Source organism: Burkholderia sp. WAC0059, from assembly GCF_002870125.1.
Classification (GTDB): Bacteria; Pseudomonadota; Gammaproteobacteria; order Burkholderiales; family Burkholderiaceae; genus Paraburkholderia.
Genome location: NZ_PNEO01000040.1, coordinates 1 through 12446 on the forward strand (window position 1 = coordinate 1; position 12446 = coordinate 12446).

Consider the following 12446-nt stretch of genomic DNA (forward strand, 5'->3'; position numbering starts at 1 on the left):
GTCAAACAACTGATCAAGCGTATCGATCAATTCGTTTCTCACTACAACGAAAACTGCAAGCCATTCGTCTGGACCGCATCCGCCGACTCCATCCTTGAAAAGCTACACAGGCTTTGTTCGCGAATCAGCGGAACGGGACACTAGTTATCGGGATACCGAGGGTAATGCTATGCCAGCAGGCGCATCGGGACGCCGGCGCACAAACAGGAAGACGATCAGCGCACCAGCCAGAGAAACCACGCCGGCGAGAATGAACGCAGTGACAAAAGATGCAGTCGTTTCGACAAGATAGCCTGTCATAACTGGCGAAAATATCGCACCGGTACTAGCCAGGCCAAGGATGAATCCGGATACGCCACCGACCTTTTCCGCCTCGGTTGTATCGAGAATGAGAGCCCAGAAGGTATGCGGCGTAAGTGCGAGGAAAAAGACGCCTAGCGACATTAGCAGAACGGCCGCCGGAACCGTCGTCGCATAATAGCCCGCCATGACGCAGAGCGCCGTCAACGTGGTACACGTACACATGACCCACTTCCGGGCGCCCACGGAATCTCCTGTCCGCCTGTAAATCTTGTCCGAAATGAAACCTCCCGAACTATGGCCGAGGAACCCTACCGTCCATGGAAGTGCACTGACAAAGGCCATGTGCTCGACGGAAAGATGCCTGGCCGATACCAGATAGCTCGGAAACCAGGACAAAATGAAAAACGTCATGTACATGTAGCTGAAGCAGCCCAGCATGATCGCTAGCACGCGTACGCTCACGAGCGTCTTTCCCAGCGACTGACGAGAATCGGACTCCGAAACGTCGAGTTGCCGCTTCGTCTGGATCAGATGGCGCTCCTCATAGCCAACCCGCGGATTATCTTCCGGCCGCTCCGAGACGAAAAATTTCCAGGCAACGGTCCATATCATGCCCAATAACGCCACGACAACAAACGAAGTTCTCCAGTTGTAGATCGAAGCCGTCATCCCCACGATCGGCCCGCAAAGTGCGGCCCCTAGCGGCTGCCCTGCATTGGCGAAACCGATGGCGCTCGCCTGTTCGCTTCGCGGAAACCAGCGACTGACAAGTTTGTTCAGCACGGGCGACCACGCGCCCTCCCCCATACCGAACAGTAGCCGTATTACAATCAGCGAAACCAACCCCGTCGACACCGCGGTCAATCCGCAGAACAACGACCATAGCAGCATCGAATAGAGCAGCACTCGATGCGGGCCAAACAGTCTGTCGGAGATATAGCCTCCGATCAGACAGAGGATAGTGTAGCCAACGGAAAATGCTCCGAGCGCCAACCCAAGCTGGCCAGCTGTAAGATGCAGGTCCTTCACTATCAGCGGACCAAGTACGCCGATTGCAGTCCTATCTATATAGCCCAAGGCCGAGCCGCAAAACATGATCGAGGCTACGCGCCATCGATACCGATTCGCCAACATTGTCTCTCTCCTATGTCGACCGCTCCGCCTGCCTGGCCAGTTGGGTCGCATTTATTTGATTTTTAGAATCAAGCATGCCCGGCTGAAACTGGACGCCCGCGACTACATGCGGGACATGCTTCGCATACTCTACCAGCGTCCCCCTCGTTTCCGAGATAGGGTAATGGTCAAGGTGGGCACGTTTATTCTATACATCGGAAAGCGATGGGCCATAAGCAATGCTTTCAACAGCTACAAGACAATCTGATGGCTGTCTGGACCGTTTGTCCCGGCGGATAATCGCGTCCCCGTTCAAATCCTCCAGGCGTGGCACCCCGAGTAACGCCATATCACGATCGATTTCCTCACGGACGATTCGAATCGCGTGTCTCACGCCGTGTTCACCACCCACAGCCGCCGCATAGATCATCGGTCTGCCGATGAGCACTGCTTTTGCCCCCAATGCCATGGCCTTGAGCACGTCGGTCCCGCGACGCACTGCCCCATCAAGCATCACGGTCATATCCCCCGACACATCGAGAACATCTCGCAGCACGCGCAACGGAGCGGTTGCTCCATCAAGCTGCCGCCCGCCGTGATTCGACACGACGATGCCGTCCACGCCATGCTCGCGGGCGAGGCAGGCATCCGAAGGCGCCAGAATGCCCTTGATCACAAGGTTGCCAGGCCACGACCGGCGAATCAGTTCGATATGCTTCCAGTTAAGATGGTCGCGTTTGCTGAAATCGCGCGTGGCATTTCGCGAGATGATCGGGACACCGCGGACGGCAAGCGAGTTCTCGAAATGAGGCACACCGTGTGTCGCAAGAGTGCGCAAAGCTGTTCCTGCCAGCCACCGCGGATGCGTCACGCCCTGCCATGCAAGGCGGACACTCGGCCTAAGCGGCGTGGAAAAACCCACCCGAACATTGTTCTCCCGGTTCGCTTGCACGCACGTATCCACGGTCAGGACTAGCGTCCTGATGCGCGCCGCTCGTACCCGTTCTACCAGCGCGATGAGGCGAGACTCGTCTCCGGGAAGATAAGCCTGAAACCACATCTTCGGATAGACCTCCGCCACCTCTTCCAGCCGGATCAGCGAAGCACCGCTCATGATAAAGGGAACCTGCTCCGCACATGCCGCGGCCGCAAGTGCAATATCACCTCGATAGGCCGCGATCGCGCTGATGCCGATGGGAGCAATGCCGATCGGGGCCGCGTATTCCTCTCCAAATAGCGACGTCCGGCACGTACGGCCCGACACATCCACCAGCGTTCTCGGGCGAAAGCAATATTCGCCGAACGACGTCATGCTGTCTTCCATTGAGGCATTGCGTTCCGCACCGCCGGAAATATATCCGAAGATCGGCAACGGGAGCCGTCTCCTGGCAGCCGGTTCGAAATCGTCCAAGCAAAGTATGTTCTTCAATGCTCGCATCAGCTATTTCCCGTTATGGCTATGAATTTTGTCCCACGAATTCGTTGTTGTTGCCAGTGTTGCAGACCTGTCTCGACAGCGTACCTCGTCGCCACAGCAGTACATGCTCCGCCCGGGGTGCCGGCATCATGGGAAACGACCAACCAGAAGACATGGAGCGTCATCGACAGTGACGCGTAGCGACGAGAAGTGAACGGTCCGAGCCCTCCGAGGGCAGCTCGATCAATACAGTTGATAGCTGACCCGGCGCATATGATGAACGCCACCAGCCACTGACATCGGCTCTGGAACATTCGCCTGTCTCCTCATTACTGCGACGCCTGCCTCGATACGAGCGGTTGCGGTTTGTTCGCGTCTGGACGGTAGACCTTGACAACCCGATTCCACACGGGCCTACACTTTTGACGCGAGGAGCTTTCGGATCCGTTATATCAGATGACTCGGACACGAGCCGAATCGGCTGACATGACCGACGCGACACCAGATCGAGTGTCTTTCAGTCACGCAGATAACCGTTTACCGCTGGGTCCGGCATCACTATGGCTACGACTGCCACGACCATCGACATCACCGTGACATACCAAAAGAAGGCGGGTTCGTCGCCAGCCGATTTCATCGACAATCCAATATACTCGGCCGAACCACCGAATACGGCATTGGCAAGCGCATACGGAAGACCGACGCCAAGCGCACGAATTTCTGCCGGAAACAGTTCTGCCTTGACCAGCCCGCTGATCGATGTGTAGAAGCTCAAAATGGCGAGCGCGGCGACGACTAGCGCGAATGCCCAGCAAGGGTTGCTTACCGTCCGCAGTACGTACATGATCGGTACGGTTCCGACGGTAGCCAACACACCAAACAGGATCATGCAGCGCTTTGTGCCGATCCAATCGGCCAGTATCCCGAAGATCGGCTGCATGAGCATATACGTCACCAAAGCTGCCGCCATGAGCATACTCGCCGTATTGGCCCGCATACCGACACTTATGATCAGGTATTTCTGCATGTAGGTCGTGAACGTGTACAAGGCCAGCGAGCCTCCGGCAGTCAACGCCAGAACGGTCGTCACTGCCCGCTTGTGGGCGAGCAGTCCTGCAAGCGTGCCCGCCCGTGCCTGGTTCCGCGTACGGGCGTCCGTCGTCTCGTCGAGCGAGCCACGCAGATACACGGATGTCAGGGCGGCGACGGCGCCCAGCGCGAACGGAATGCGCCAGCCCCAGGCATGTAATTCCTGTGTCGACAATATCCGCTGCAACACCACCACGACGATGAGCGCAGCGATCTGCCCGCCGATCACCGTCACGTACTGAAACGACGCAAAGAAACCGCGCCGGCCCGCCTGCGCAACCTCGCTAACATAAGTCGCACTGGCGCCGTATTCGCCCCCCACCGAAAGTCCCTGGACACACCTGACGAGCAGCAGTAGAGCTGGCGCCAGAGCCCCCACCTGAGCATAGGTGGGAAGGACCGCAATCGCTAGCGATCCTCCGCACATCAGAAGCACCGAAATCAGCATCGCTATCCGTCGCCCACGCCTGTCGGCAATGCGGCCAAACAGCCATCCACCGATAGGACGCGTGAGAAAGCCGGTCGCGAACACACCTGCAGTATTCAACAGTTGTGTTGCCGCATTGCCGGAAGGGAAAAATTCATGCGCAAAATAGAGCGAGCCGAAGGAGTAAACAAAGAAATCGAACCATTCGACAAGATTTCCGGACGATGCGGCAATAACCGCATGTATCCTGCGATACTCGATAGTCGTAGCCTGCTCGATTTGCGACGCCAGAGGATTTAGCTTCAAACGAGTCTCCTTCAGCAATCCGATACAACCGGTCTTGCGCCGGCTGGCAGACGCGGGCATGTGTCATGCCCACGGGGATATCCCGATGAAACTAGCGAAGCACGAACGGATTGCCGTTAGGTGCTCCGATATTGATCCAGACGCTCTTCGTCTGCAGATACTCGTCAATCGCGTGGATCCCATTCTCGCGGCCAAGACCCGAATCCTTATAGCCGCCAAACGGCGACAGATAGCTCACTGCCCGATAGGTGTTGACCCAGACTGTCCCAGATTCGATACGCGCAGACACGCGGAACGCACGGCCGATATCCGAAGTCCAGACACCGGCACCGAGCCCGAATCGGACATCGTTCGCGATCGCGACGGCCTCATCTTCCGAATCGAAGCGAATCACCGACAGGACAGGGCCAAAGACCTCCTCCTGTGCAATTCTCATCCCGTTCGTCACACCGGTAAAAATCGTCGGCTCTACGAACCAGCCGTTTCCGCACGCCGGATCGGTCGCCGGATGCCCACCCAGAGAAAGAATCGCTCCCTCGCCTTTAGCAAGGCTGATGTAGTTCAGTACCTTGTCAAATTGAGGGCGTGTCGTGATCGGTCCGACCTGCGTGTCCGGCAGCATCGGATCGCCCACGCGCGCCGTCTTCGCCAGCGCTACCACACGCTCGACCACTTCGTCGTGAATGCTTGACTGAACAAGCAGACGCGAACCGGCAATGCAGGTTTGCCCAGTCGCCGCGAAAATTCCTGATACAGCGCCGTTGATTGCGTCATCGAGCTTTGCATCGTCGAACACAATATTCGGCGACTTCCCCCCCAGTTCCAGACCGACATGCTTGAGATCGCGTGCCGCCTGCTCATTGATTCTCCGTCCTGTCGAATCTGCTCCGGTAAAGGCAATCTTTCGTACCAGCGGATGCGACACAAGCTCGCCTCCCACCTCCCCCCCAAAACCGGTCACGACGTTAACGACACCTGGCGGGAAGCCGGCCTGCGCGAATAGTTCTGCAAATTCGAGCGTCGATGCAGACGTGAATTCCGACGGCTTGATGACAGCGGTGCAGCCAGCGGCCAAGGCTGGCGCAAGCTTCCATGTCAGCAGCATCAGCGGCGAATTCCACGGCGTGATCATCGCCACGACGCCAAGCGGTTCCTTGCGAGTGAAGTTGAAATAGCCCTTCTTGTCCAGCGGAATGACGTCGCCTTGCACCTTGTCGGCAAGACCACCGTAGTATCGATACCACTGCGGCAGATAGCTGAGCTGGCCATACATTTCCGCATACAGCTTGCCGTTGTCCTTCACCTCGATCTCTGCAAGCCGCGCGGCATTCGCCGCCAGAAGATCGGCGAACCGGCACAGTAACGCACCACGCGCACTGTGGGAAAGGTCTCGCCATTCCGCTGCACTGAACGCCCGATGAGCAGCATGCACCGCCTTGGCCACGTCGGTCGCGTTGCCCCGGGCTATTTCTGCCCAAGGCGTGCCAGTAAACGGATTGTCGCTGTCAAACCACTGACGACTGTCCGGCTCGCACCGTTCGCCGTCGATATAGAGCTGGTAGCGTTGCATTTCGACCTCTCAGACAACTATTAGAACGTTTCGTAGCCGAGCGCTGCCCTGAAACGATTCTTCAAATGGACACCGTCGCGCGGAGGCAGCGCGCGCGGCGGCTCCTCGACCTTGATATGGACTTGCGCAAACACAGGGCCCTTGCGTGCAAGCACCCGCTCGACGAGTTGCGGATATTCGTCCTCGTCACGAATCGCCAAGGTGTCGGTGATGCCAAAGCCCCGCGCGACGACGACTAGATCCGTACCGAGGCTGGAATGGCTCTGCTGCATGCCGGTCTCGCCATAGTGACCGTTATCCAGCACGACGATAGTCAGGTTGCTCGGCTGCTTCGCCGCAATCGTCGCAAGACTGCCGATCCCCATTAGTTGCTCGCCGTCGCCCGTGACGACCACAACCGACTTCTCCGACTGGGCAAGCGCCAATCCCAACCCAAGCGAAGCGGCACCACCCATCGCACCCCAGAGGTAGAAATTGCTATCACGGTCACCGGTTGCGAACACGTCGTAGGACGGCGAACCCAGTCCAGTAACGACCAGCGCGTCCGGAATTCCGGCGAGCAATCGGGCCACGAACTTGCGACGATCGATCGTCGCAGCAGCGTTTCGTTTATCCATTACTTTCTCTCCCACTTCTTTCTGCCAATCAGGCTTTGCGAAAGCAGCACAGCAACCTGATCGCCGGCCTCGAACGCAGCGTCAAAACCCGCACTGACGATTTCCTCAACATCTTCCGGATGCTCCGCGCGCAAGACCGTAATACCCATAAGTTCCAGGGCTGCCTGCGTCGTGCGGCCCATCGGACCCTGCCATGGATTGAACTCGGCATACTCGCCACGCATGGTGACGATCGTGAAAAACGGAAAGCGGCAGCTACGCAGCAGCGAAAACATATTCACGCAGTTGCCGACCCCGCTGCTCTGCATCAGCAGAACCGCACGCTGACCTCCCAGCCACGCACCGCTGACCACAGCAACACCTTCCTCCTCGGTGGTCAGCACAACGTCATCGATCTGCGCGTCGGCCTGTGCCCGCCGTATCACGTGCGAGTGGCCAGCGTCCGGAACGTAGGCGACCTGCCGTACGCCCCCCGCCTTCAAAACCGAAAAAATGGATTCCTGCCAGCCAAACGGATGTTCCGCAGTGTTGTTCATATCCTTTGCTCCTTGACCAAACTGGAAGCCATCTTAAAATGCAATATGATTGGCCCGTAAATAGAATTTACTGATGCCTGCATCACTAAACGGCATGGGAACGTGGAATCGGCATGGACATCAAGCAACTTCACGCGCTGCTCGCGGTGGCGGAGAGCGGCTCCGTCACTCGCGCGGCGCAAACGCTGCATATCGTGCAGCCCGCAGTGTCCAGGCAACTTAGGCTACTCGAAGAGGACATTGGCACGGCGTTGTTCGACCGCAATCGCCAAGGCATGGAACTCACTGAGGCCGGCGAAATTCTCGTCGAATACGCACGCCGTGCCCTGCTTGAACTCGATCGGGCCCGCTCCGAGATCCAGCCTCCCGCAATGCGACTCTCGGGTATCGTGACGATCGGTCTTCTGCCCAGTACATCGGACCTGTTAGCCGGACCGTTGCTCAGTGCCGTCAAGGCTGGTTATCCGGCGATCAAGCTGCGCCTTGTCATCGGATACGCAGGTCATCTCTCCCAATGGCTTGAATCAGGCGAAGTCGACGCTGCGCTGCTATACAACCCGAAGACTGCACCCACGATCCAAACGCAGACACTGCTCGAAGAGAGCCTGTACATCGTCGGATCGCCCGAGACTCGCCTCGACACGAGACAGCCTGTGCCGCTTTCCGCCCTGACTCACTGGCCGATGATTCTCCCGAGTGCGCCGCACGGCATACGGAACCTGCTTGCGCAGGCGTGTCCGGGCGCCGACTTTTCATTGAATGTCGTCGCCGAGACCAACTCGATGAGCGTACAGAAAATTCTCGCGGCAAGCGGTCACGGGTATACGATCCTGCCTAGTATCGCCGTATCAGGAGAAGTGGCGCGTGGACAACTGCGCGCGGCTCCGCTAAGCGAGCCCGGGCTGCAGCGCACGATCGTACTGGCGCTCCCGAACACTCGCCGGATTGCCGCGGCGGTCAGGACTGTCACCACGGTCCTGGTCCGGGAGATGAAGCTGACAGTTAGCCGTGGAGAATGGCCGGCAGCCTACTGGAGAGGCAATCCGCCATGATTGCCGCCCCCAGGAGTTCTATCGGAAAGTATCAGGATCGATTGCGGGCAGTGCCATCTTCGCCCCTGCCCGGCAGCGGCCTCGCAACAGCCCAGCCACCGTTATGCTATGCTTGCAGCGCCTTCTGCTTGAGCGCATCGGCAAACGCTAGCAACTGCCGGGCACGCAGCAGGACTGGACGATCAACCATCTTTCCGTCCACCGCTATGGCACCTTCTTCTGCATGTCTCGCGGCTTCCACGACGCGGGTAGCCCATACAAGATCCTGCTCACTCAGACCATAATATTCGTGAATGGCCGGAACCTGCTTTGGGTGAATGCATAGCTTGGCGCCAAAGCCATGAGCCCTTCCGTTCAGGGTATCCAGTGTAAGACGCCCGACGTCATGGATATCGGGCGTTACCCCGTCCACGGGAGATTGCAATCCCGCCACGCGAGAAATAAGTGCAAGCTCGGCTCGATAGGGATTCAGCGCTTCACGGTCATCGCACATTCCCATCTCGGCAATGAAATCCAGCGTCCCGAACATCAAGCGCCGGACACACGGCGCCTTTGCGATCTCCATTGCCGTCCACATCCCCTGAGCTGTCTCGATCAGCGGAAATACTGGCACCTTCTTTCGGACAATCGAGATGAGTGCCCCGATATCCTTGGCACTCTCGGTTTTCGGCAGCACAAGGCCTGCAACGCCATCCAACGCGCCAAGCTTTGCGTCTGCTTCGAACCATGGGGTTGCTCGCCCATTGATCCGGATAAAAACCGGATGTTTGCGAGAAACCCATTGGGCTACCGTTGCGCGCGCCACCTCCTTGTCAGTTGGAGCTACTGCATCCTCAAGATCGATAATAACGGCGTCGGCGCCGCTCGCCAGCGCACTTTCAAAGCGATCTGGCCGGCTGCCAGGCACGAACAACAGGGAACGCAGTGGGAAGTCGGTATTAGCTTGTCTCCCCAACCTGTCGCTACCGACCGTACTGGTATTGTTGGGTCTATTCGAGCGCATCATTAAACTCCGGCACAAGCGTGAACAGGTCGCCGACGAGGCCATAGTCGGCCACCCCGAAGATCGGTGCCTCCTCGTCCTTGTTGATCGCCACGATCACCTTCGAGTCCTTCATCCCCGCCAGATGCTGGATCGCACCGGAAATTCCCACGGCCACGTAAAGCTGCGGCGCCACGATCTTCCCCGTCTGACCCACCTGGTAGTCGTTCGGCACGTAGCCCGCGTCCACCGCCGCGCGCGATGCGCCAAGCGCCGCGCCCAGCTTGTCCGCCAGCGGCTCCAGCACCTTCGTATAGTTCTCCCCGCTGCCCAGACCCCGGCCACCCGACACGACGATCTGCGCGCTCGTCAGCTCCGGACGGTCCAGCTTCGTCACTTCGCGGCCCACGAACTGCGACTGCCCGCTGTCTGACGCTGCGTCGATCTTCTCGACCACCGCGCTGCCGCCCTCGGCCGCCACCGCGTCGAACGCCGTCGTGCGCACCGTGATCACCTTCACCGGATCCACCGACTGCACCGTCGCGATCGCATTGCCCGCATAGATCGGCCGCTCGAACGTATCCGCACTCACCACCGCGGTAATGTCGGAAATCTGCGCGACGTCCAGCTTCGCCGCGATGCGCGGCGTCACGTTCTTGCCCGCCGCCGTCGCCGGCGCGAGGATGTGCGTATAATCCTTCGCGACCTTCAGCACCGTCGCCTCGACATTCTCCGCCAGCCCCGCCTCCAGTTGCGGCGCATCGGCCAGCAGCACCTTCGCGACACCTGCAATCTTCGCGGCCGCATCTGCCGCACCTTGCGCGTTATGGCCGGCCACCAGCACGTGCACGTCGCCACCAATCTTCCGCGCTGCCGCCACCGCGTTCAGCGTCGCGCCCTTCACCGTCGCGTTGTCGTGTTCCGCAATCACCAGAATCGTCATTTGTCCGTCGCTCCTGCCCTGTCCTTCAGAGTACCTTCGCCTCGGTCTTCAACTTCTCCACCAGCGTCTTCACGTCCGGCACCTTCACGCCGGCGCTACGCTTCGGCGGCTCGACCACCTTCAGCGTCTTCAGGCGCGGGCTCACGTCCACTCCGAGGTCTTCGGGCTTCAGCACTTCCAGCGGCTTCTTCTTCGCCTTCATGATGTTGGGCAGCGTGACGTAGCGCGGCTCGTTCAGCCGCAGGTCCGTCGTGATCACCGCCGGCAGCGTCAGCGACAACGTCTCCGAGCCGCCGTCCACTTCGCGCGCGACCGTCACGCGGCCATCGGCCACCGTCACCTTCGACGCGAACGTCGCCTGCGGCAGGTTCGCGAGCGCGGCCAGCATCTGCCCCGTCTGGTTCGAGTCGTCGTCGATCGCCTGCTTGCCGAGGATCACGAGCTGCGGCTGTTCCTTGTCCACCAGCGCCTTGAGCAGCTTCGCCACCGCGAGCGGCTGCAGCTCTTCGTTCGACTCGACGAGGATCGCACGATCCGCGCCGATCGCGAGTGCCGTGCGTAGCGTCTCCTGTGCCTGCGCGACGCCTGCCGACACCGCAATGACCTCGGTGGCCACGCCCGCTTCCTTCAGGCGCACCGCCTCTTCCACCGCGATCTCGTCGAACGGGTTCATCGACATCTTCACGTTCGCGGTGTCGACGCCCGTGCCGTCCGCCTTCACGCGGACCTTCACGTTGTAGTCGATCACTCTCTTTACCGGCACCAGGATCTTCACTTTGCACCCTTCCTTGTCTGTAGCTGCGATAGCGCAGACTGACCATTACACGCGGAATTTCCATCTGCCACAACTATGGTTTGGTTTTAGGGGGCATAGACGAAGCCTATCGGCAAGTCTCCAAGTCACTCTACCGACGACACGCACATGCTCAACGAGTTTTACCGCGGAACCTTCCGCAAGAAAATCTACGACTCGATTGATGCCCTCCAGACGGCTTGATACCTGGCCCTGGCGTTATGGCAAGACGCCGATGCGCACTTTCCTCGATTCGCTGGAACTTTCTTCTCTATCAGCCCGACTACCTGTCAAATCGAGTTTCAGTTCATACCCCCAAATGCCGAAAAATCCCCGGCGCCTTTATGCCAAAAACAACTTGGCTCCTTAACGGCGAAAGCCAACACTTCCCGCTTCGCACGTGTGAGCATTGGAACGAGGCCAGAGAGTCACGAGGCAACGGGCAGACGCCCTATATCATTCCAGCCGTTCCAACAATGTGCAGTTGAACGGATGCGCCCCAGTTGGCGCGGATAACTCATGCTGCAGCTGACCACCATATCGCGAAATCGGTGTCTTACATGTTTGGGTAATTGGGCCCGCCGCCGCCTTCGGGCGTGACCCAGACGATGTTCTGCGTGGGGTCCTTGATGTCGCAGGTCTTGCAGTGCACGCAGTTCTGCGCGTTGATGACGAGCCGCTCGGCGCCGTCGTCGTTCTTCACGAATTCGTAGACGGCCGCCGGGCAGAAGCGCGCCTCCGGGCCCGCGTAGGTGCGCAGGTTCACGTCCACGGGCACGTTCGCGTCCTTGAGCGTCAGGTGTGCCGGCTGGTTTTCCTCGTGGTTCGTGTTCGAGATGAACACCGACGAGAGGCGGTCGAAGGTCAGCTTGCCGTCGGGCTTCGGATACTCGATCGGCTTGCATTGCGAGGCCGGGCGCAGCGTTTCGTTGTCGCGATGCGCGTGATGCAGCGTCCACGGCACGTTGCCGCCGAGAAGCTTCTGCTCGATGCCGACCATCAGCGTGCCCAGGTACAGGCCCTTGCTCATCCACTGCTTGAAGTTGCGCGAGCGGTAGAGCTCGTCGTAGAGCCACGACTGCCGGAACGCGGCGGGATAGGCGGTCAGTTCGTCGTGCTGGCGGCCGGCCTGCACGGCTTCGAACGCGGCGTCAGCCGCGAGCATGCCGGTCTTGATCGCCGCGTGGCTGCCCTTGATGCGCGAGACGTTGAGAAAGCCCGCGTCGTCGCCGACGAGCGCACCGCCGGCAAACACGAGCTTCGGCAGCGAGAGCAGGCCGCCCGCCGTGATCGCGCGC

The 12446-nt window shown here is 59.4% G+C and carries 11 protein-coding genes and 2 pseudogenes; 3 read left to right on the forward strand and 10 right to left on the reverse strand.

Annotated features, from left to right (window positions below):
* Positions 1–144: pseudogene (locus CY652_RS23240) on the forward strand (IS630 family transposase); the annotation flags it as partial.
* On the opposite strand, the gene CY652_RS23245 reads toward CY652_RS23240, so the two are convergent.
* The 6 genes from CY652_RS23245 to CY652_RS23270 form a co-directional block, all read right to left on the reverse strand.
* Positions 145–1437 (reverse strand): MFS transporter, encoded by a 1293-nt coding sequence (locus tag CY652_RS23245; RefSeq protein WP_180970740.1) that lies wholly within the window; start codon positions 1435–1437, stop codon positions 145–147.
* Between the two features lie 187 nt (positions 1438–1624).
* Complete coding sequence (locus CY652_RS23250) at positions 1625–2854, reverse strand: alpha-hydroxy acid oxidase (protein WP_102133060.1); 1230 nt, start codon at positions 2852–2854, stop codon at positions 1625–1627.
* A 496-nt stretch (positions 2855–3350) separates the two neighbouring features.
* Positions 3351–4640, reverse strand: coding sequence for an MFS family transporter (locus tag CY652_RS23255; RefSeq protein ID WP_308410410.1), 1290 nt, complete (start codon positions 4638–4640; stop codon positions 3351–3353).
* 106 nt (positions 4641–4746) lie between these two features.
* Positions 4747–6225, reverse strand: a complete 1479-nt coding sequence (locus CY652_RS23260; RefSeq protein ID WP_102133062.1) for an aldehyde dehydrogenase — start codon at positions 6223–6225, stop codon at positions 4747–4749.
* Positions 6226–6245: 20 nt separating this feature from the next.
* A complete protein-coding gene (locus CY652_RS23265; RefSeq protein ID WP_102133063.1) occupies positions 6246–6842 on the reverse strand; it encodes a thiamine pyrophosphate-dependent enzyme in 597 nt (198 codons plus the stop codon).
* A complete protein-coding gene (locus tag CY652_RS23270) occupies positions 6842–7378 on the reverse strand; it encodes a thiamine pyrophosphate-binding protein (RefSeq protein WP_102133064.1) in 537 nt (178 codons plus the stop codon). The genes CY652_RS23265 and CY652_RS23270 overlap by 1 nt, the downstream gene beginning before the upstream one ends.
* Positions 7379–7491: 113 nt before the next feature.
* Here CY652_RS23270 and CY652_RS23275 point away from each other — a divergent pair, with 113 nt between their 5' ends.
* Positions 7492–8430 carry a LysR family transcriptional regulator gene (locus tag CY652_RS23275; protein WP_102133065.1) on the forward strand — a complete coding sequence of 313 codons (939 nt, stop codon included), beginning with the start codon at positions 7492–7494 and terminating at the stop codon, positions 8428–8430.
* A gap of 106 nt (positions 8431–8536) precedes the next feature.
* Here CY652_RS23275 and CY652_RS23280 read toward each other — a convergent pair whose 3' ends face one another.
* From CY652_RS23280 to CY652_RS23290, 3 genes are read right to left on the reverse strand one after another with little or no spacing between them, the layout of a single operon-like run.
* On the reverse strand, positions 8537–9436 hold the full coding sequence (locus CY652_RS23280) for an HpcH/HpaI aldolase/citrate lyase family protein (protein ID WP_258002435.1): 900 nt from the start codon (positions 9434–9436) through the stop codon (positions 8537–8539).
* The gene (locus CY652_RS23285) at positions 9420–10355 is read right to left on the reverse strand and encodes an electron transfer flavoprotein subunit alpha/FixB family protein (RefSeq protein ID WP_102133066.1); all 936 of its coding nucleotides are present in this window, start codon (positions 10353–10355) and stop codon (positions 9420–9422) included. The genes CY652_RS23280 and CY652_RS23285 overlap by 17 nt, the downstream gene beginning before the upstream one ends.
* A 25-nt stretch (positions 10356–10380) precedes the next feature.
* A complete protein-coding gene (locus tag CY652_RS23290) occupies positions 10381–11130 on the reverse strand; it encodes an electron transfer flavoprotein subunit beta/FixA family protein (RefSeq protein ID WP_102133067.1) in 750 nt (249 codons plus the stop codon).
* A gap of 147 nt (positions 11131–11277) precedes the next feature.
* Here CY652_RS23290 and CY652_RS25000 point away from each other — a divergent pair.
* A pseudogene (locus CY652_RS25000) lies at positions 11278–11518 on the forward strand (hypothetical protein); the annotation flags it as partial.
* 186 nt (positions 11519–11704) lie between these two features.
* Here CY652_RS25000 and CY652_RS23295 read toward each other — a convergent pair.
* A partial coding sequence (locus tag CY652_RS23295) for an electron transfer flavoprotein-ubiquinone oxidoreductase (RefSeq protein ID WP_180970721.1) occupies positions 11705–12446 on the reverse strand: 742 nt, incomplete at its 5' end.